This is a genomic window from Hymenobacter puniceus, from assembly GCF_014333525.1.
GTDB lineage: Bacteria > Bacteroidota > Bacteroidia > Cytophagales > Hymenobacteraceae > Hymenobacter.
This window is the reverse complement of the sequence record NZ_JACSCX010000005.1, coordinates 123,984-143,312: the sequence shown is the minus strand read 5'-3', so window position 1 is coordinate 143,312 and position 19,329 is coordinate 123,984. Positions and strand designations below refer to the sequence as shown.

The 19,329-nt window shown below is 62.9% G+C and carries 15 protein-coding genes; 3 read left to right on the top strand and 12 right to left on the bottom strand.

Translation table 11 applies throughout. The features are described from left to right. Positions 1 to 82 precede the first annotated feature (82 nt). Positions 83 to 598 carry an FKBP-type peptidyl-prolyl cis-trans isomerase gene (locus H8B14_RS14925; RefSeq protein WP_187316455.1) on the bottom strand — a complete coding sequence of 172 codons (516 nt, stop codon included), beginning with the start codon at positions 596 to 598 and terminating at the stop codon, positions 83 to 85. A gap of 230 nt (positions 599 to 828) precedes the next feature. Here H8B14_RS14925 and H8B14_RS14920 point away from each other — a divergent pair, with 230 nt between their 5' ends. Next, positions 829 to 2,436: a catalase gene (locus H8B14_RS14920; RefSeq protein ID WP_187316454.1), complete on the top strand. Its 1,608-nt coding sequence runs from the start codon at positions 829 to 831 to the stop codon at positions 2,434 to 2,436. A 166-nt stretch (positions 2,437 to 2,602) separates the two neighbouring features. Here H8B14_RS14920 and H8B14_RS14915 read toward each other — a convergent pair whose 3' ends face one another. The 4 genes from H8B14_RS14915 to H8B14_RS14900 all read right to left on the bottom strand — a co-directional run bounded on the left by H8B14_RS14915 (position 2,603) and on the right by H8B14_RS14900 (position 6,349). Next, on the bottom strand, positions 2,603 to 4,585 hold the full coding sequence (locus H8B14_RS14915; protein ID WP_187316453.1) for an AAA domain-containing protein: 1,983 nt from the start codon (positions 4,583 to 4,585) through the stop codon (positions 2,603 to 2,605). A 100-nt stretch (positions 4,586 to 4,685) separates the two neighbouring features. Next, positions 4,686 to 5,228 (bottom strand): hypothetical protein, encoded by a 543-nt coding sequence (locus H8B14_RS14910; protein WP_187316452.1) that lies wholly within the window; start codon positions 5,226 to 5,228, stop codon positions 4,686 to 4,688. Between the two features lie 91 nt (positions 5,229 to 5,319). Beyond that, entirely contained in the window at positions 5,320 to 5,808 is a 489-nt protein-coding gene (locus H8B14_RS14905) for a cupin domain-containing protein (RefSeq protein WP_187316451.1), read from the bottom strand. Between the two features lie 169 nt (positions 5,809 to 5,977). Further along, positions 5,978 to 6,349, bottom strand: a complete 372-nt coding sequence (locus tag H8B14_RS14900; RefSeq protein ID WP_187316450.1) for a VOC family protein — start codon at positions 6,347 to 6,349, stop codon at positions 5,978 to 5,980. A gap of 146 nt (positions 6,350 to 6,495) precedes the next feature. Here H8B14_RS14900 and mgrA point away from each other — a divergent pair, with 146 nt between their 5' ends. Next, positions 6,496 to 7,485: an L-glyceraldehyde 3-phosphate reductase gene (mgrA, locus tag H8B14_RS14895; protein WP_187316449.1), complete on the top strand. Its 990-nt coding sequence runs from the start codon at positions 6,496 to 6,498 to the stop codon at positions 7,483 to 7,485. A gap of 175 nt (positions 7,486 to 7,660) precedes the next feature. Here the strand turns inward: mgrA and H8B14_RS14890 are convergent, their stop codons facing one another. Continuing rightward, positions 7,661 to 8,092 carry a DUF1810 domain-containing protein gene (locus H8B14_RS14890; RefSeq protein ID WP_187316448.1) on the bottom strand — a complete coding sequence of 144 codons (432 nt, stop codon included), beginning with the start codon at positions 8,090 to 8,092 and terminating at the stop codon, positions 7,661 to 7,663. Positions 8,093 to 8,220: 128 nt separating this feature from the next. Between H8B14_RS14890 and H8B14_RS14885 the strand changes: the two genes are divergently transcribed. Continuing rightward, a complete protein-coding gene (locus tag H8B14_RS14885; protein ID WP_187316447.1) occupies positions 8,221 to 10,653 on the top strand; it encodes a zinc-dependent metalloprotease in 2,433 nt (810 codons plus the stop codon). Between the two features lie 147 nt (positions 10,654 to 10,800). Here the strand turns inward: H8B14_RS14885 and H8B14_RS14880 are convergent, their stop codons facing one another. From H8B14_RS14880 to H8B14_RS14855, 6 genes are all read right to left on the bottom strand, one after another. After that, on the bottom strand, positions 10,801 to 12,321 hold the full coding sequence (locus tag H8B14_RS14880; protein WP_187316446.1) for a TolC family protein: 1,521 nt from the start codon (positions 12,319 to 12,321) through the stop codon (positions 10,801 to 10,803). A gap of 9 nt (positions 12,322 to 12,330) precedes the next feature. Then, positions 12,331 to 15,510 (bottom strand): efflux RND transporter permease subunit, encoded by a 3,180-nt coding sequence (locus H8B14_RS14875; RefSeq protein ID WP_187316445.1) that lies wholly within the window; start codon positions 15,508 to 15,510, stop codon positions 12,331 to 12,333. Between the two features lie 193 nt (positions 15,511 to 15,703). Then, positions 15,704 to 16,852, bottom strand: coding sequence for an efflux RND transporter periplasmic adaptor subunit (locus H8B14_RS14870; protein ID WP_187316444.1), 1,149 nt, complete (start codon positions 16,850 to 16,852; stop codon positions 15,704 to 15,706). Between the two features lie 104 nt (positions 16,853 to 16,956). Beyond that, the gene (locus tag H8B14_RS14865; protein WP_187316443.1) at positions 16,957 to 17,283 is read right to left on the bottom strand and encodes a four-helix bundle copper-binding protein; all 327 of its coding nucleotides are present in this window, start codon (positions 17,281 to 17,283) and stop codon (positions 16,957 to 16,959) included. 52 nt (positions 17,284 to 17,335) lie between these two features. Then, entirely contained in the window at positions 17,336 to 17,614 is a 279-nt protein-coding gene (locus tag H8B14_RS14860) for a hypothetical protein (protein WP_187316442.1), read from the bottom strand. A 247-nt stretch (positions 17,615 to 17,861) separates the two neighbouring features. Continuing rightward, positions 17,862 to 19,232 carry a sensor histidine kinase gene (locus tag H8B14_RS14855; RefSeq protein WP_187316441.1) on the bottom strand — a complete coding sequence of 457 codons (1,371 nt, stop codon included), beginning with the start codon at positions 19,230 to 19,232 and terminating at the stop codon, positions 17,862 to 17,864. Positions 19,233 to 19,329: the final 97 nt, after the last annotated feature.

Below are 19,329 nucleotides of genomic sequence, written 5' to 3'. Positions count from 1 at the left end.
GAACTACACAGTTCGCGCTACTGAAAACAAGAAGAGCGACCCTTACGAGTCGCTCTTCTTGTTTGTAAATAAAGCGGAAAGCCTAGTGCTGGTGGCCACCTTCGCCGTGCACGTGGCCATGGTCCATTTCTTCTTGGGTGGCTTCGCGCACCTCGGCTACTTTGCCGTCGAAGTGCATCACCATGCCGGCCAGGGGGTGGTTGAAGTCCATTTTCACGGCCGAGTCACCGATTTCCACCACTTTGCCCTGCATGTGGTGGCCCTGGTTGTCGGCCATGGGCAGGAAGTTGCCGACCTGCAGCATCTCGCCGTCAATCTGGCCGTCGATTTCAAACACGTTCTTCGGGATTTCCACCACGGCCTGCTCGTCGTATTCGCCGTAGGCCTGCTCGGGGGTGAGCGAGAAGGTGAACGAGTCGCCGGTGCTTTTGCCGCTGAGCTGGCGCTCAAACTCCTCGGGCAGGCCGCTCTGGCCGAACAGGAACACCATCGGCGCATCTTCCTCCGCCGATTCTACTAGTACTTTCTCCTGGTTTTCGTCGGTTACGCTCAGGTCGTAGGTGATGGTAACGACTTTGTTTTCGCTAATCTGGGCCATATGCGGGGTGGGCGCGGGCGCGCCGGGGCATGGGGGTGAAGGAATGGGTTTGAGCAGGCTAGTTACGGAATTAGCCCGGATTTGTCGAATCAGCAACCGTCAAAAGCCGCTGCTGTCGGCACTTCTGAGACTAAAATATTCCGGCATTTTCCGGCGCTATTCCAACCTGAACCGTAAGCCTTCCTGCCGAGCTTGTGCTCGGCTCTTCACGCTGGCTATTTACGCATCTCATGGCTAAGAATCCCCCTAAGTTCACTACCCCCAACTCTCCGCAGCCGGCCGACCTCAGCGGCGGCGATAAAATCACCACTTCGTCGGGCCGGCCTGTCGATGATGTGCAGAACTCCATTACGGCCGGTCCGCGCGGGCCTGTGCTGCAGGAAGATTATGTGGCCTTCGAGCGCCTGGCCCACTTCAACCGGGAGCGAATTCCGGAGCGGGTGGTGCACGCCAAGGGCGTGGGCGCGCAGGGCACGTTCACCGTCACCCACGACATCACGCAGTACACCCGCGCCAAGCTGTTCAGCCAGGTGGGCAACCAGTGCGACGTCCTGTCGCGCTTTAGCACCGTGGCCGGCGAGCGGGGTTCGGCCGACTCGGCCCGCGACCCGCGCGGCTTCTCGCTCAAGTTCTACACCGAAGGCGGCAACTGGGACATGGTGGGCAACAACACGCCCGTGTTCTTCGTGAAGGACGGCCAGAAGTTCCCCGACTTCATCCACTCCCAGAAGCGCGACCCATACACCAACTTGCGCAGCAAAACGGTGATGTGGGACTTCTGGAGTCTGCTGCCCGAAAGCCTGCACCAGGTGCTCATCCTGATGAGCGACCGGGGCACGCCCTATGGCATCCGCCACATGCACGGCTACGGCTCGCACACGTTTTCCATGATCAATAAGGACAACGTGCGCACCTGGGTGAAATTCCACTTCCTCACTCAGCAGGGCATCAAAAACTTCACCGATGCCGAAGCCAACGAAATGGCCGGCCTCGACCCCGATTTCAGCCAGCACGACCTGGTAGATGCCATCACGCAGGGCAATTTCCCGAAGTGGAAGCTCTTCATCCAGACCATGCCCGAAGACCAGGCCGCGACCTACAAGTGGAACTCGTTCGATGTGACCAAGGTGTGGCCCCATGCCGATTTTCCGTTGCAGGAAGTGGGCGTATTGGAGTTGAACCGGATTCCGGAAAACTACCACGCCTTCGTGGAGCAGGCCTCGTACTCGCCCTCGAACGTGGTGGACGGCATTGCCTTCTCGCCCGATAAGATGCTGCAAACCCGCCTGCTGGCTTACCCCGATGCGCACCGCTACCGCGTGGGCGTCAACTACGACCAGCTGCCGGCCAACCGCAACCCCTTCGCTACCAGCCACTACCAGCGCGACGGCCACATGGCCTTCGGCAACAATGGCGGCCCCGGCGTTAACTACTACCCCAATTCCTTCGGCGGCCCCACCGAGGACAAGAGCGTGAGCGAGTACGCCTACCCGATTGAGGCGACCCGCGCCGCCCGCTTCGACCGCAACGCCCCCGGCGACGACGACCACTACACCCAGCCCGGCGACCTGTTCCGCCTGATGACGGAGAAGGCCCAGGACGATACCATCAAGAACATCGTGGGCCACATGGACGGCATCGAAGGCCCCAAGCGCGACGAAATCATCAAACGCCAGCTGAGCCACTGGTACAAGGTGGACGAGAAGCTGGGCAACGGCATTGCCGCCGGCCTGAACGTGCAGCTGCCCGAGTATCCGCTCAACGGCCAGTTCAAAGCCCTGCGCGCCAAATACGCCCCCGCCGACGCCCTGGACAAAACCCCTCACGGCGCGGCGTAACGGACCTCACCCCCTAGCCCCCTCTCCAAAAGAGAGGGGGAACTAGTTGCTAGTTTCTAGAAATGAAAAGGGCCATTCAGCTTAGCTGAATGGCCCTTTTTGCGTTTACGCTACGGCTAAAATCTAGTTCCTCCTCTCTTTTGGAGAGGGGACTAGGGGGGAGATTCTATTGCATTTCCCAGGCCGTGCGGTAGGCTCCGATGCTTTCCACGTAATCGAGGAAGGCCTTGTAGAAGGGGTGAGAGCCCAGGGTGCTGGAGTCGCCGACGAGCAGGAGCTTGCGGCGGGCGCGGGTCATGCCCACGTTCATGCGGCGGATGTCGCTCAAAAAGCCGATTTCGCCCTGGGGGTTTGAGCGGGTGAGACTGATGGCAATGATGTCGCGCTCCTGGCCCTGGAACGAGTCCACGGTGCCCACGCTCAGCATGCGGTGCTCCATGAGGCCCACCAGCTCGTCATTTTCCTCGATGGCGTCCTTGAGGTAGTTGATTTGGGCACGGTACGGGGCAATCACGCCGATGGTGAGCAGGTCGGCTTCGTGGTCGGCCTGGTCGTAGGGCTCCAGCAACTGCGCCAGACGCTTGAGCAGCAGGTCAGCTTCCTCGGGGTTGGCCGTGGAGCGGCTTTCCTCGATGGTGATTTCCTGGAAGCCGAAGCCGGCCGTATCCAGAAACTCCACCGCCATGTCGGGGGCGAAGCGCAGGTCGTAGTCAGGCAGATCGGCGTGGGCCACGGTGGGGGCGGCCACCAGCTTGCCGTCGTAGAACTGCTGGGAGCTGAATTCCATGATCTGCTCGTGCATGCGGTACTGCACTTGCAGCATGCGGGCCGTGTCGGGCTGGCGCCGAATGCACTTCTCGAACAGGGTTTCGCGCAGTCCGTCGCGGGCCGCCTTTTCGCTTTTCACGGTGGGCGGCAGTTGCTGATGGTCGCCGGCCAGCACCACGCGGTTGGCCTTGGTAATCGGAATCCAGCAGCCCGGCTCCAGGGCCTGGGCGGCCTCGTCAATGAATACGGTTTCGTAGGTGAGGTGGCGGATGGCGCGGTTGCCGGCCCCCACCAGCGTGCACGTAATCACCTGCACCTGCTCCAGCAGATCCTCCGTGATGTAGCGCTCCAGCTGGTCCGACTCCTGCAGCAACTCGTGGGCCTGCTGCTTCAGCAACCGGCGCTGCTCGCGCTCCTCCCAGCCGAAGTGCTTCTTGAACTTGCCGGCCTGCTCCCGGTACTGCTCGGCCGTCTGGCGCAGGCTGCGCAACTCGGCGTAGCTCTTGTGGGCCATAATCTGGGCGTCCAGCGTGTGCTGCAGCAGCAAATCCGACACGCGGGAGGGATTGCCCATCCGGATGACGTTCACGCCGCGCTCGGCCAGCTTTTCAGTGAGCAAATCCACAGCCGTATTGCTGGGGGCGCACACCAGCACCCGCCGTTCGCGCCGGATGGTTTCCAGGATGGCCTGCACCAGGGTGGTGGTTTTGCCGGTGCCGGGCGGACCGTGGATGATGGCCACATCTTGAGCTGCCAGCACGTGGCGCACGGCCGAAAGCTGGCTCTCGTTCAGGGGCGAGGGGTAGTAGAGCGTGGCTTCCGATTCCGGCTTGAACCGGGCCGGTTTGGCGCCCAGCAGCACGTCGCGCAGCTCGGCCAGGCGCGAGTCGTAGGCGCCCATCACCTTGCCCAGGGCGTACTCCATCTCGCGGTAGCTCACCTCGTCGAAAGTCAGGTCCACGCCCAGCTTGCCCTCGTCCACCCAATCGGGCAGGTCTTCCTTGGTGGTGGCCAGCAGGATTTTGTTGCGTTTCACGCTGGTCACCACGCCCGACAGGGTGGGGCGGTCGGAGCCCGAGCGGCCGGGGATGTTGCCGAACAAAGCCGCGTTTTTTCCCACCTGAAACAGGTGCAACCCGCTGCCGCCGCCCTGGCGCTCCAGCTCAATAACGAGCTTGCCGCCGAAGCCAATGTCTTCCTTCGTGATTTTGACCGGGTACCAGGTGAGGCCCCGCTTCTGGCGCTCGGCAATGGTGGCCTGGGCGCTCTTGATTTTGAACTGTTCGAGGTCCTCCTGCTGCTCGAGCTTCATGAGGGCCTGCACCTTACGCAGCTCCTTTTCGAGGACGTAAGGTTCGGTATAGGTAGGTTGTTCAGCCAACAGCTTGGGTTCTATTTATAAGGTTGGTTTCTAACAACGAAACCGGGGAAAAGGTGGCCGAAGGTCGGGAGGATTTCGGGAATGACTTGAAGCCGACCGGTTAGTTGTAGTGGACGGATTGTGTGTGGTACCGCTTTATTGTGCCATCGGCCCCCAGCAGGAACAGGTATAGAATGGACTGGTCGAAGGTGGAAACAACGTTTCGGAGGACTGGGCCGCCTTCCTGGTTGTCGCTGACTTCCGCCAGTAGCATCCCATTGGTTGCACGCGAAAACAATATCACCACGCAGCCTTTCGCTGCACCGGAAGCAGCCGTAATGCGGGCTGCCAGCTTCGAGAAATATGGCTTGTAATAGGCCTGTTTATCGAGCGTGCTCAATGAATCCCGCAGTCGGCTCATTCTCTTATAGCCGGTATATCCCCAGTGCTTAGCAAGAACTTCTGAGAACATGGAAGGTCTCTGGGCTACCAAGCTGTCAAACACGGCCACGCAGTGTTCAGGCCCTTGGTATCGTTGAAATACGGTATCGGACCTGATGCAGGAATAGGCTTCCGCATACAGCTTGTCGAGGCAGGATACAGCTGTTTGACATCTGCCAAAGAGCGGCGTCAAGGTCAGGATAACAACGAGTAGCAGTTTCACAGGGCTAAGTAAAGTGCTGATGTAATGGGTCGAGCGTGCTAACGTCGCGGAACGTCATGCTGAGCTTGCTGAAGCATGACGTTCCGCGACGTTAGCACGCCGCCTTCGTAAACCGCTCCACCACTTCCGCCGCCTGCGGAAACTCCCGCAGCAGCGCTGCCCGCTCGGCCAACTCAAAATCCGCGAAATCGAAGCCGGGGGCTACAGTGCAACTGACGAGGCCGTAGCCACGGCGGTGCTTTACCTGGGCCGCAAACCACACGCCTGCCGGAATAACGGCCTGGGGTAGCTCGCCGCTGGCGAAGTCGGGGCCGAGGATGAGGCGGGTGGGCTGGCCGGGCGTGAGCAGGATGATTTCCAGCGCCTGTCCTTGGTGGAAAAACCACAGCTCATCGGACTTAATGCGGTGGAAGTGCGACTTGTCCTCGTTTTCGAGCAGGTAGTAGATGGCCGTGCTTACGCTGCGAGACTGGCCCTCGGCGGTGGTGAGGGTGTGGGCCGAGCGGTAGGTTTCGCGGTAATAGCCGCCCTCGGGGTGGGGCAGCAGCTGCAGGTCACGGATGATGCCTTGGGCGGTCATGGGTTGGTTAAATTGCACGGTGTTCAGGGGGGCAGATAGAGTTCATGAAACGTCATGCTGAGCTTGCCGAAGCATCTCTCCCTCAGACTAATTCAGTGTTGAGAACGAAGCGGTAGAGATGCTTCGGCAAGCTCAGCATGACCGTTCTGGTGTGTTTGTTGGGCAAGGCTTAGTCTTTCCTGAACTCGCCGATGTGCCAGAGGATGCCGGCCGGGTCGTGCACGAAGCCTTCCCGGCCCCAGGCCTCCTGCCGGATGGGTAGTACCCGCACACCCGGAAATTGGCCGGGCAGGTCCAGGGCCTCCAGCTGTGGCCAGTACTGCTCCACGTTCTCCACCTCCAGAAACAGCATGGTGTTGTCTACCCATTCTGCCGCGTAATAGTCCTGCAGGTAAAAGCTCACGCCCGCAAGGGTAAACAACGACATGGCCGGCGACAACACCACTTCGGTGAAGCCGAAGGTGCGGTAGAAGCGGCGCGACTCGGCAAAGTCGCGGGAGCCGATGAAGGGCCGGAGGGAGCGGATGGCTGGCGTGGGCATCAGAGGAAGGGGGGGAGGGTGATACTGCCTGGCAATAGTCAGGTGGGGAAAGATAGGAGGGCGAACATAAAAACCGACCGGCGCCACGCGGGCTTTCCGGGGGTTCCTGCGTACTTGCTGCTCCAAGCCACCTAACTCCCTGCATCATGCCTTACCAACCAAGCCCCGGCCGCTACGCCGCTATGCCTTACCGCCGCTGCGGCCGCAGTGGGCTCAAACTGCCGGCCGTATCATTGGGCCTCTGGCACAACTTCGGCGACGTGGACGTGCTACAGAACTTCCGCGCTATCCTGCACCGCGCCTTCGACTCGGGCGTTACGCACTTCGATCTGGCCAACAACTACGGCCCACCCCCCGGCTCGGCCGAAACCAACTTCGGCCGGATCCTGAAAGAGGATTTCCGCGGCTACCGCGACGAGCTAGTCATTTCCACCAAGGCCGGCTACCACATGTGGGAGGGACCCTACGGCGAGTGGGGTTCCCGCAAATACCTCATTTCCAGCCTAGACCAGAGCCTGCGCCGGATGCGGCTGGACTACGTGGATATCTTTTACTCGCACCGACCCGACCCCGACACGCCCCTGGAAGAAACCATGAGCGCCCTCGACCACATTGTGCGCCAGGGCAAGGCCCTGTACGTGGGCATCAGCAACTACCAGCCTGCCGAGGCGGCCGAGGCCATCCGGATTCTGCGCCAACTGGGCACGCCCTGCCTGATTCATCAGCCCAAATACTCGATGTTTGAGCGTTGGGTGGAAGGCGGTCTGCTGGAGCTGCTGGGCCAGGAAGGCGTGGGTTGCATCCCGTTTTCGCCCCTAGCCCAGGGCCTGCTCACCAACAAGTACCTGCACGGTATCCCCCAGGATTCGCGCGTGGCCAAAGGCGTGGGTTTTCTCACCGAAATGCAGCTAACGGAAGCGCGCCTGAGCCAAATTCGTGAACTTAACGAACTGGCCCGGCAGCGTAATCAAAGCCTGGCCCAGATGGCCCTCAGCTGGATTCTGCGTGACGAGCGAATTACGTCCGTACTCATCGGCGCCAGCAAGCCCGAGCAGCTCACCGACTCCCTGCGCTGCCTCGAAAACCTGCAGTTCAGCCCGGAAGAGCTGGCGCGGATTGAGGCAGTGTTGGGGTAAGCGAAGAAGCCGACTTTACAAAAACACGTCATGCTGAGCTTGCCGAAGCATCTCTACCGGAGGCAATCAGAATTGCTTTGGCGGTAGAGATGCTTCGGCAAGCTCAGCATGACGTGCTTTTTTTGACGTGCCGGGTCAGTAAGCAGGCAGGCAATCATTTACAGATGCTGCCACTCTACGGGCTCTGCCGCAGGATTTGCAACGTTTTGGCGTCCTGAGCACCGCCAAAATACGTGTCCAGCACCCGTTGAAAAACTGGGTCAGAACCTGCCAGCGCGCCGAACAGCGTCATCGACGACCGGAGCTTCACATCATCCGGGCTGCCCATGAGACGGGTGGCGTCGTGGCTTTCCAGCGTGAGAAGGGCACCACTGATTTCCCGGAGGCGCGGGCCAAGCACCGGGTGTTGCAGGTAGGCCTCGGCTTCCTGCCGGCCTCGGATGGCGTAAAATTGAGCAGTTTCACTATAGCCCAGGCCCTGAATCTGGGGGAAGATGTACCACATCCAGTGGCTGCGCTTGCGCCCCGCCCGGATTTCGGCCAGGGCCGTGGCGTAGTCGCGCTGCTGGGCGTCGAGGAAGCGCTGGAGGTTGGGGGGCTGCGGCATGGCGGGGCGGATTATGTGGAAAAAGTCAGATAACGTAAGAGCCGGCTGGTATGAACGCGCACGGCGGCGATGTTTGATAACCAACTTCCGTTTCTACCTTACGGCGTACTCCCTAGCCGTATTGCTGCGTGAAGAAACTCTACTGCCTGCTGCTGGGCACCCTGCTGCTCAACGCCCCGCTCGCGTCGGCCCAGACCTTGGCCGAAAAAACCAAAGGCCTCCAGAAATTCCCAGGCTATTTCCCGTTTTACTGGGATGAGAAAGGCGGCCGGATTCTGCTGGAAATCGACAAGCTCGACCAGGAAATCCTCTATGTAAGCAGCTTGCCCCAGGGCGTGGGCTCCAACGATTTGGGCCTCGACCGGGGCCAGATCGGGCAGACGCGCATCGTGAAGTTCGTGCGGAGTGGCCCCAAGATTCTGCTGCTCCAGCCCAACTACGACTACCGCGCCGTGAGCCCGAACCCCGACGAGCGCAAATCGGTAGAACAGGCGTTTGCGCAGTCTGTTATCTGGGGCTTCAAGGCCGAGGCCCAGGAAGGCAACCGGGTGCTGGTAGACCTCACGCCGTTTCTGCTGCGCGACTCCCACCAGATCAGTGACCGGCTCGAAGACCTCAAGCAGGGCAATTTCAAGGCCGAAGAAAGCCGCTCGGCGGTGTTTCTGCCCAACACCAAGGGCTTCCCCCAGAACTCCGAGTTTGAGGCCATCATCACCCTCACCGGCAAAGCCAAAGGCCGCGAAATTCAGTCGGTTACCCCCGACCCGAACGCCGTGACGGTGCACATGCACCACTCCTTCGTGCAGCTGCCCGACGCCGGCTACCAGCCCCGGGCCTTCGACCCCCGCGCCGGCTACTACGCCAACGAGTACATGGACTACGCCACGCCCATCGACCAGCCCATTCTGAAGCGGCAGCTGGTGCGACACCGCCTGGCCAAAAAAGACCCCACCGCTGCCCAGAGCGAGGCCGTGGAGCCGCTGGTGTACTACCTGGACCGGGGCGCGCCCGAGCCTGTGCGCTCGGCCCTCATGGAAGGCGCCGCGTGGTGGAATCAGGCCTTTGAAGCCGCCGGCTACCGCAACGCGTTTCAGGTGAAGCTGCTGCCCGAGGACGCCGACCCCATGGACATCCGCTACAACCTCATTCAGTGGGTGCATCGCTCCACCCGGGGCTGGTCGTACGGGGCCAGCATCACGGACCCGCGCACCGGCGAAATCATCAAGGGGCAGGTGTCGCTGGGCTCCTTGCGGGTGCGCCAGGATTTTCTGATTGCCGAGGGCCTGCTGCAACCCTACGAGGACGGCCAGCCTCCGCGTCCCGAGATGCTGCAGATGGCCGTGGCGCGTCTGCGCCAGCTGGCCGCCCACGAGGTGGGCCACACCCTGGGCCTCTACCACAACTACTCGGCCAGCACCCGCGAACGGTCGTCGGTGATGGATTACCCCATGCCGCGCATCAAAATGCGGGCCGATGGCAGCATCGACCTGAGCGAGGCCTACGCCGCTGGCATCGGCAGCTGGGATAAGCGCGCCATCCTCTACGGCTACCAGGATTTCGGCCCCCGGGCTGATGAAAAGGCGGCCCTGCAAGCCATTATCAAGCAGACATTGGCCGAGGGCTACGTGTTCATTTCCGATGCCGACGCCCGCGCGGCCGGCGGAGCGCACCCCACGGCCCACCTCTGGGACGACGGCCCCAACGCCGCCGCCGAGCTCAACCGCCTCATGGATGTGCGTCGGCAGTTGCTGAACCGCTTCTCCGAAAAAGCTCTGGCCCCCGGCCAGCCCATGGCCATGCTGGAGGAAGTGCTGGTGCCCATGTATCTGCTGCAGCGCTATCAGGTGGAGGCGGCTTCCAAGGAACTGGGCGGCCTGTACTACACCTACGCCGTGAAGGGCGACGGCCAAACCATTACTAAATTTGTGGAGCCCGCCGAGCAGTGGAAGGCTTTTGACGCGCTGCTGCGCACGATTTCACCCCGGGAGCTGGCCTTGCCGGAGGAGCTGCTGATGAAGATTCCGCCCCGGCCCGTGAACTACGGCCGCAGCCGCGAAACCTTCCCAGCCCGCACCGGCCTCACTTTCGACCCCCTGGCCGCGGCCGAATCGGCGGCGGCCACCACGCTGGAGTTTCTGCTGAACCCCCAGCGGGCGGCCCGCCTGGAGGAGTACCATGCCCGCCACCCCGAGCAGCCTGGCCTGCGCGCCGTGCTCGATAAGTTGCTGGCCGCTACCTGGCAGGCCCGGCCCGAAACCGGCTACCCCGGCGAGCTACAGCGCCTCGTGCAAATGCTGACGCTGCAAAAACTGTTGGCCCTGGCCGCCGCTTCCCAGGCCCCGGCTGGCGTGCAGGCCGTCACTGCGCTGAAAGTACAGGAGCTGAAGCAGCAGCTGGAAAAAGAACAGAAGTCCCGCGACGAAAACCGCCGCGCCACCGCTTTGCTGGGGTTGCGCACCCTCCGGCAGTTTGAGCAGGCCCCTGAGAAGTTCCAGCCCGCGCCCGCCCTCCCCATGCCCGACGGTGCCCCCATCGGCTCCGATGACTGCGGGGAATTGTAATAGGCAGGAAGTAGCTGCCTCGTTATAGCCGGCCCATTCGTTGCACGCGGGTCTTAGCGCCAGCCGCTGAAGCGTAGTGTTTTTCGGTAAAAGCAAAAGAGCCCCGCCAGTTGGCGGGGCTCTTTTGCTTTTGATCCAGCGCAGGGCTTAGCGCAAAGCGGCGGTACCCGGCGCGGGCGGGGCCCCGCCGCCCAGGGCCCGGTACAGGTCGATGAGCTGTAGGAACTGCTCGCGGCGGGTGGTGGTCAGGTTCAGCTCGGCTTCCAGGGCGCTGCGCTGGGCCGTGATGACTTCCAGGTAGGTGGCGTAGCTGGCCGTGTAGAGGTCGTTGGAAATGTCCACGGCCTTGGTCAGGGCGGCCACTTCCTGCTGCTGCAGGGCGTACACGCGCTGGTAGTTCTGCAGGCCCCGCAGGCTGGTCGTCACTTCCTCAAACCCGGTCTGGATGCTGCGCTGGTACTCGAAGTAGGCAATGCGCTGCCGCGCGGCCGACTGGGTGTACTCGGCCCGCAGCACGTTGCGGTTGAAGAGCGGGGCCGATACGCCGGCCAGCAGGCCGTAGGCCAGGGAGCCGGGCGTACTCAGCAGCAGGGAGGCCTTGTAGGCGTTCAGCCCCACGTACGGCGACAGGGTGAGCGAGGGCAGGAAGGCGGCCCGGGCGGCGGCCACGTCGGCCTTGGTGGCCAGCAGCGCTAGCTCGGCCTGCTGCACGTCGGGGCGGCGCAGCAGCAGCTCGGCCGGCAGCCCGGCAGAAAGGGCCACGGGCAATGGCTGCTGCTGGATGGGCAGGCCCCGGGTAATGGGCTGCGGATAGCGGCCCAGCAGGCGGTTGAGCTGGTTTTCGGTGGCCAGGATGCGCTGCTGCACTTCCACCTCGCCGCTGCGGGTGCGCAGCAGCTGGGCCGTGAACTGCTGCACGGCCAGCTCGGTGGCCCGGCCCCCCAGCTTCTGGAGCTTCACGATTTCGAGGGCCCGATTCTGCAGCCGTTCGTTTTTGCCCAGCACGTCCAGCTGGCTGTCCAGCGTCAGCAGTTCGTAGTAGAGGCGGGCCACCTGAGCTACCAGCGCGGTTTGCACCAGCCGGCGGCCCTGCTCGGTGGCCAGCATCCGCGCCAGGGCGGCCCGGCGGCGGCTGCGCAGCTTGCCCCACAAATCAATTTCCCACGAACTACGCAGCCCCAGGAAGTAGTCGGGAGCTACCGTGGGCAACTGGCGGCCGTCGTTGGTGGCGTTGTAGCCGGTGCCGCTGAGGGTGGCAAACCGGTCGGCGCTGGCGGCGGCTACGCCGTTGACGGCGGGCAGCAGCGCGCCCCGGGCCGCCTGCACGCTGGCGCGGGCCACTTCCACCCGCTGCACGGCAATCAGCAAATCGGGGTTGGCGCGCAAGGCCGTATCAAGCAGCCCGATCAGGTTGGGATCCGCGAAGAACTGCTGCCAGGGCTGGGCGGCAATGGACGCGGAGTCGGTGGCGGGGGAGACAGAGGCTGCGCCGAAGGTGGCCGGCACGGCCGTGGCGCGGGGTGTGAGCACCGGCTTTATGGTCTGGCAACTGCCCAGGACCGCCAGCGTGAGCAGTCCGAATAAGCGTTTGAAAGGCCGGTTGGCTTTTGCTGATGTCTCCTCTCTTTTAGAGAACAGGCCGGCAAGTGAGGGGCGGAACAGAGTCATAGAGCAGGATTAGGCAGCCGCGTGGGCGGGCTCGGGGTGGGCGGCTGGAACGGGGTGAGCCGTGGGCTCGGCAACGGGTTTGGCGGGCTTCTTGTCGCGGGCAAACAACACATAAAGGCCCGGAATCAGGACCACCCCGAACAGAGTGCCGATGAGCATGCCGCCCGCCGCTGCCGTGCCGATGCTGCGGTTGCCCATGGCGCCCGCGCCGGTGGCAATGCACAGCGGAATCAGGCCAGCCACGAAGGCGAAGGAGGTCATCAGAATGGGGCGCAGGCGGGAGCGGGCGCCCTCCACGGCCGCGTCCAGCACCGACAGGCCTTCCTGCTGCCGCTGCACCGCGAATTCGATGATGAGAATGGCGTTTTTACCCAGCAAACCAATCAGCATCACCAGCGAAACCTGGGCGTAGATGTTGTTTTCCAGCCCCAGCAGCTTGAGCGCCAGAAACGCGCCGAAGATGCCGGTGGGCAAGCTCAGCAGCACCGGCAGCGGCAGCAGGAAACTCTCGTACTGGGCCGCCAGCAGCAGATACACGAACACCAGCACGATGCCGAACACGTAGAGCGCCTGGTTGCCGGAGATGATCTGCTCCCGGGTCATGCCGCTCCACTCGAAGGTGTAGCCGCGCGGCAGCTCCTTGGCCGCCACGGCCTCGATGGTCTTGATGGCGTCGCCGGACGAGTAGCCGGGGGCGGTGTCGCCGTTGAGGGTGGCCGAGGTGTACATGTTGTAGCGCGTGAACTGCTCGGGGCCGTACACCCGCTCCAAGCGCACAAACGTGGAGTAGGGCACCATCTCGCCCCGGTTGTTTTTCACGTAGAGCTTCAGCAGATCCTCGGGCTTGGTGCGGTAGCCGGGCAGGGCCTGTACCATCACCTTGTACATCTGCCCGAAGCGGATAAAGCTGGCGGCGTAGTTGGAGCCCATCAGGGTTTGCAGCGTGCTCATGGCGCTGGCCACGGTCACGCCCTTCTTGGCGGCCAGGTCGGCATCCAGGTGGATGAGGTACTGCGGAAAGGTGGGGTCGAAGCCGGAAAAGGTGTTTTCGATGGCCGGCGTGTTGTTGAGGGCCTTGATGAAGCGGTCCGTCACCTCGTCGGTGCGGCGCAGGTCGCCGCGGCCGGTGCGGTCCAGCACCCGCAAATCGAAGCCGCCGGCGTTACCGAAGCCGGGCACGGTGGGCGGGGTAAAAAACTGCACCTGCGCCCCGGTGATGTGCCGGGTTTTGGCGCGCAGCTGGGCCATCAGTTCGGTTACGGATTCTTTGCGCTCGTCCCAGCTTTTCAGGTTGATCATGCCCATGCCGTAGCTGGCCCCCGACACGTCGTTCATGAGCGAGTAGCCGGCCAGCGTCGATACCGATTCCACCGGTTTCAGGGTCTGGGCCACGCGCTGCACTTCCTGCAACACCTGCTGGGTGCGCTCCATGGTGGCGCCGGGCGGCGAGGTCACGTTGATGTATACCATGCCCTGGTCTTCGCTCGGAATGAAGCCAGTGGGCAGCACCGAATTGACGCCCCAGGTGGCCGCGAAGAAGAACAGCAGCAGCGCCACCGTCACCAGCCGGCGGCTGGCCACCACGCGCACTAGGCGCTGGTAGCCGTCGGCAAACCGCTCGTAGCGGCTATTGAAGCCGGCGAAGAAGCGGCCCAGCAGGCCCGTGCGCTCGGCATCGGGGGTGGGCCCCTTAAGCAGCAGCGCGCACAGCGCCGGGGTCAGTGTGAGGGCGTTCAAGCCTGAAATAACGATGGAAATGGCCAGCGTGAGCGAAAACTGGCGGTAGAACACGCCCACCGGCCCGCTCATAAACGACACCGGAATAAACACCGCCGACATCACCAGCGTGATGGCCACGATGGCGCCGCTGATTTCGCCCATGGCTTCCAGCGTGGCATCCATGGCCGAGAGGTGCTTTTCGTGCATCTTGGCGTGCACGGCTTCCACCACCACAATGGCGTTATCGACCACAATGCCGATGGCCAGCACCAGAGCAAACAGCGTGAGCAAATTGATGCTGAAGCCCAGCAGCTGCATGAAAAACAGGGTACCGATGAGGGCCACCGGCACGGCCAGCGCCGGAATCAGGGTGGAGCGCCAGTCCTGCAAAAACAGGTACACAATCACGAACACCAGCAAAAACGCCTCAAACAAGGTGCGTACCACCTCGTGAATACTCGCGTCGAGGAAGCGCGACACGTCGTAGCTGATGTTGTAGGTCATACCGGGCGGGAAGCTGTTGGCTTTCAGCTCGGCCATGCGGGCTTTTACCTGCGCAATGACGTCGGAGGCGTTGGAGCCGGGCAGCTGCTTGAGTAGGATGGCGGCCGACGGCTGGCCGTTGCTTTTGGACAGCATCCGGTAGGTCTGCACCCCGAATTCCACGTCGGCCACGTCCTTGAGGCGCAGCACCGAGCCGTCGGCTTCGGCCCGGATGACGATGTTGCGGTACTGCTCGGGCTCGAAGAGCTTGCCGGTATAACGGAGCACATATTGCAGCACCTGGGCCGAGCGGCCCGAGCTTTCGCCGGTCCGGCCGGGGGCGGCTTCCACGCTCTGGGTCTGGATGGCCTCCACAATTTCGTCGGCGCCCACGCGGTAGGCCAGCATCCGGTCGGGCTTGAGCCACACGCGCATGGCGTACTCGCGGCTGCCCTGGATTTCGGCCAAGCCCACACCCTTGATGCGCTTGAGCTCCTGCAGAATGTTGATGTCGGCGAAATTGTAGATGAACTGCTCGTCGGCCGTGGGGTCGTCGCTGACGATGTTCAGGTACAGCAGCATGCTGTTCACTTCCTTCTCCGTCACCACCCCGGCCTTGATGACTTCCTGGGGCAACTCGTCCAGCACCGTCGTCACGCGGTTCTGCACGGCCACGGCGGCCAGGTCAGGGTCGGTGCCCACCTCGAAGAACACCTCCACCAGGGTGGTGCCGTTGTTGGTGGTTACGGTGTTCATGTAGGTCATGCCCGGCACCCCGTTGATGGCTCGTTCCAGCGGCGTGGCCACGGCCTTGGCCGATACCTCGGCGTTGGCCCCGTTGTATTTGGCCCGTACCGTCACAGAAGGCGGCACGATGTCGGGGAACTGCGTGACGGGCAGCGTAAACAGCGCGCCCACGCCCAGCAGGGTGATAAACAACGAAATAACCAACGACAAAACCGGCCGTCTGATGAAGATAGAAAACATAGAAAGTGGGTGTCGTGAGGAGGGGTACCGTTGGCTGGGGTAGGCCGTCAGCCCGTCATGCTGAGCGAAGCCGAAGCATCTCTACCGCTTCGCCTGCTTTAATTCAACGAAGCGGTAGAGATGCTTCGACTGCGGCTGCGCCTTCGCTCAGCATGACGGGCTGGTAGGCACGACGTGGCGATGCACTGACCGGCTACAAAGCGGTGGTCAGGCTGGCAAGCGTCACCGGGCGGGGCGTGATGCGGGAGCCGTCACGCAGGTCCTGCACGCCTTCGCACACAATCCGCTCCCCGGCTTTCAGGCCGCTTTCCACCACGTAAAAGGCGTCGAGGCGGCTCTGGGGTACGAAGTTGCGCTGGCGCACCTGGCCTTGGGCATCCACCACGTACACGTAGTTCTTGTCCTGCTGCTCGAACACGGCCTTCTGGGGCACGAGCAGCGCGTCGGTCACGGTGTTGGCCAAGCGCACCTTGCCGGTGGCCCCGTGCTTAAGCAGCCGCTCGGGGTTGGCGAAGCGGGCCCGAAACGCAATGGCCCCGGTGCCGGCCTGAAACTGGCTTTCCACGGTTTCAATCTGGCCGGTGGGAGCGTAGAGCGTGCCATCGGCCAGCACCAGCCGCACCTGGTTGGTGCTGCGGGCCGAGTCCTGCCGGCGCGTTTTCATGTACTCCAGATACTCCGCCTCCGACACGTTGAAGTAAGCAAACACGGCCCGCGTATCCGACACGGTGGTCAGCAGCGTGCCGTCGTCGATGAGGCTGCCCACCTTCAGCAGCTCCCGGTTCACCACGCCGTCAAACGGGGCGCGGATGGTGGTGTAGCTGAGCATGAGGGCGGCGTTGGAGGCGGCCGAGCGGGCTTCCTCCACCGTGGAGCGGGCGGCCGTGAGCTTGGCCTGGGCCACGTCCAGCTCAGTTTTGGAGATGATGTTCTTCTGGGTCAGCATCCGCACGCGGTCCAGCTCCAGGCTGGCCACGCGGGCCTGGGCCAGGGCGTTGTTGAGGGCGGCCTGAGTGCGCGCCAGCCGGGTTTTGTATTCGGCGTCGTTGAGGTGAAACAGGGCCTGCCCCTGGCGGACTTTCTGGCCCTCATCCACGTAGATCTTCTCCAGAAAGCCCCGCACCCGGGCCCGCAGCTCCACGTTGCGAGTGGCCTGCACGTCGGCCACGTACTCGCGGCTGAGCACTGTGTCGCGGGCCACGAGCTGCACCACGGGCAGCGACAGAGGCGCTTCGGAAGTGGTGGCAGTTTCGGCCGCGCCATCGGCGCCGCAACCGGCCAGGGTGGCGGCAGCCAGCGGTAGCAGAAGCCAACGGAAGGAGTTGAGCAGGGGAGTAGGCATAGGAAAAGGATGGAGGCCGGGAGTAGGTGAGCGTTCCGCACAAAGCTGCCGCGCCGGCATTAGAGCCGCGTGAGGCTCACATTAGAAAAGGTTAAAACCTGACTTTACAAGAAGGCCGTGCGGCAGGCATCTTCGCCCCGGCGGCAAGCCTCGGTGCAGGTGCGGTGCTGGGGCGTATCGAACTGGGTACACTCGTCGGCGCAGGCCCGGCACAGCTCGGCGCACTCGCGCAGCAGATGGGAGGTGTGCTCGGCCTCGCGCGCCAGAAAAGCGGCCGTCAGGCGGCACAAATCGGCACAGTCGCGGCTGAGGCGGAAACTGCGCAGCCAGTGAGCGGGAGGCGTTTCGGTGAGGCCGAAAGCAGTGCATTGGTCACAGGCGGCGGCGCAAATAGCCAGGGTGTTGAGGGCGTGTTGTTGGCGGGGGAGCATGAAAAAGGGAAAGTGAGAAAACACAAAAAGCCAGCGGCAAAACGCCGATGGCTCAGGGAGTAGCAGAAAGCAGGGAAGCGGCTAGCGAGTCAGTTGCGGCCAGGGACAACGGCCGCCGCGCCTGGCACTCGGCCAGGGCCCGGCGCGTTTGCACTAGCTCCAGTTCGGCCGCCGATTCCAGCAGCGGGCCATCCGGGTCGTAGCTCAGCGGGTAGGCGGGTTCCTGGCATAGCAGGTACAGGTTGAGCCCCGTGGACAGCAGCAGTGTACCCAGCAGTAACCCCAGCAACAGGGCGCGGGAGCCGCGCAGCATGGTCCGTTTTCCCATCATCCCCCAAAACACGCGTGGCGGGATTAAAACGGTATGAGAAGCAAATTAGAAGAGGTTAGAAAGCCCCGCTGGCCCCTTGGTTCAGTACCGTCAGATAGTTGCTGCTCCGTAGTGTGTTTTGCTTTGTGGCAGCTACCGGAGCGCATAACCGCGTCCCGCCCGGCCAAACGGCAGGCATACTGTGGCAACGTCAGCACGCGAGATTCCTCACAGGCTTGGAATGACGTTCTATTTTACCCTCTTACCCTCACACTACCGCGGGCAGCTCTATGGTGGCGGTAGTGCCGTGACCGGGTTGGGAGGCCAGGTTGATTTCGCCGCCGTGTACCTGCACAATTTTGCGCGTCATGGGCAGGCCCAGGCCGTAGCCGGTGGCCGAGGTGGCTAAGCCGGCCCGGTACAGCGGCTCATAAATGCGGGCCAGCTCGTGGGGGGCCATACCAATACCCTGGTCCGTAACCAGCACGCGCAGGGTAGTAGGTGTGCGGTAGCCCAGCAGGGCCCGCACCGGGCCGGCAGAGTACTTGCAGGCATTATCGAGCAGGTTGAGCAGGGCCGTGGTGAGTAGCTGCTCGTTGCCACGCACCATAAACATATCGTCTACCTCCGTCGGCAGCTCCCCAAACTCCAGGCGCAGCTCGCGGCCGGGGTGGCGGCGCTGGCAGGTAGCCAGGGCCTGGGTCAGGCACTCATCCAGGCGCACCGGTTTCTGCCGGAACGAGGGGTCGGTGACTTTGGCCAAACTCAGCAGGCCGTTGGTGAGCTCAATGAGCTTCTTGATTTCTTCCACCGCCGAGCCAATGCTCTGCCGGGCTTCCGGCAGGGTGGTATCGTAGGCATAGGCCGTTTCCAGGGTGCCCAGCACCGAGGCCAGCGGCGTGCGCAACTCGTGGCTGGCATTGCTCAGAAAGCTTTTCTGCGACTCAAATGCCTGCTCCACGCCGCCCAGCATGTGGTTGAAGGTGCGGGCCAGCTGGGCAATTTCGTCGGTGCCGTTGCCCTCGTCTACCCGGGTGCTGAGCCGGGAGGCCGTGATGCGCTCCACCTGCCGCACCACCCGCGAAATCGGCTTCAGCGACTCATCGGCGAAGTACCAGCCGGCCAAAATAATGAGTACCAGCGCCCCCAGGTTGGCGGCCAGCAAAATCAGGCGCAGCTTGTGCAGCTGGCTCAGCCCAAAGTCGTCGTGGCCGGCCGCAAACAGCCAGTAGGGCTGGCCCCGGTACTGATAGAGCAGGCCCACGGCTTCCAGCTCGCCATCGGCGAAGCGCACCGGCCGGCTGGGCCGTATCCGCGGCAGCTGCCGGGAGTTCAGTCGCTGGCTGAGGTTGTCGGCGCTGGTGTAGAGCAGGTGCTGGCCGGGACCGTAAATGCTGATTTGCTCCTGCGGGATGGTGAACAGGTCGCGGCGGTGCAGCTGGCGCAGCAGGCTCTCGTCTACCCGGCCGCCGCGCCGCACCAGCAGGCGGGTGGTCATGGTGGCCTTGGTGGTGAGGCGCGTTACAAACCGCTGCTCCCGCGTGGTAGCCTGGAAGTAGTACAGGAATGCCGAAAAGCACAGCTGAATCCCCACTACCAGCAGCGTGAAGCGTAGAATCAGCTTGTTGCGAATGAGCATGAATCAGGTGGTGAAGTTGTGAAATGGTGAGTAGTAGGGTAGACGGCTGTCATCCTGAGCAGCGCGCAGGACCTTACCGCGTTAGGCTGTGTGGACA

Coding starts and splice junctions, on each gene's coding strand:
- H8B14_RS14880 (WP_187316446.1), bottom strand. CDS start 12,321: ATGACTCTGTTCCGCCCCTCACTTGCCGGCCTGTTCTCTAAAAGAGAG.
- H8B14_RS14875 (WP_187316445.1), bottom strand. CDS start 15,510: ATGTTTTCTATCTTCATCAGACGGCCGGTTTTGTCGTTGGTTATTTCG.
- H8B14_RS14900 (WP_187316450.1), bottom strand. CDS start 6,349: ATGCCCACGCCAGCCATCCGCTCCCTCCGGCCCTTCATCGGCTCCCGC.
- H8B14_RS14860 (WP_187316442.1), bottom strand. CDS start 17,614: ATGATGGGAAAACGGACCATGCTGCGCGGCTCCCGCGCCCTGTTGCTG.
- H8B14_RS14870 (WP_187316444.1), bottom strand. CDS start 16,852: ATGCCTACTCCCCTGCTCAACTCCTTCCGTTGGCTTCTGCTACCGCTG.
- mgrA (WP_187316449.1), top strand. CDS start 6,496: ATGCCTTACCAACCAAGCCCCGGCCGCTACGCCGCTATGCCTTACCGC.
- H8B14_RS14925 (WP_187316455.1), bottom strand. CDS start 598: ATGGCCCAGATTAGCGAAAACAAAGTCGTTACCATCACCTACGACCTG.
- H8B14_RS14920 (WP_187316454.1), top strand. CDS start 829: ATGGCTAAGAATCCCCCTAAGTTCACTACCCCCAACTCTCCGCAGCCG.
- H8B14_RS14865 (WP_187316443.1), bottom strand. CDS start 17,283: ATGCTCCCCCGCCAACAACACGCCCTCAACACCCTGGCTATTTGCGCC.
- H8B14_RS14905 (WP_187316451.1), bottom strand. CDS start 5,808: ATGACCGCCCAAGGCATCATCCGTGACCTGCAGCTGCTGCCCCACCCC.
- H8B14_RS14855 (WP_187316441.1), bottom strand. CDS start 19,232: ATGCTCATTCGCAACAAGCTGATTCTACGCTTCACGCTGCTGGTAGTG.
- H8B14_RS14890 (WP_187316448.1), bottom strand. CDS start 8,092: ATGCCGCAGCCCCCCAACCTCCAGCGCTTCCTCGACGCCCAGCAGCGC.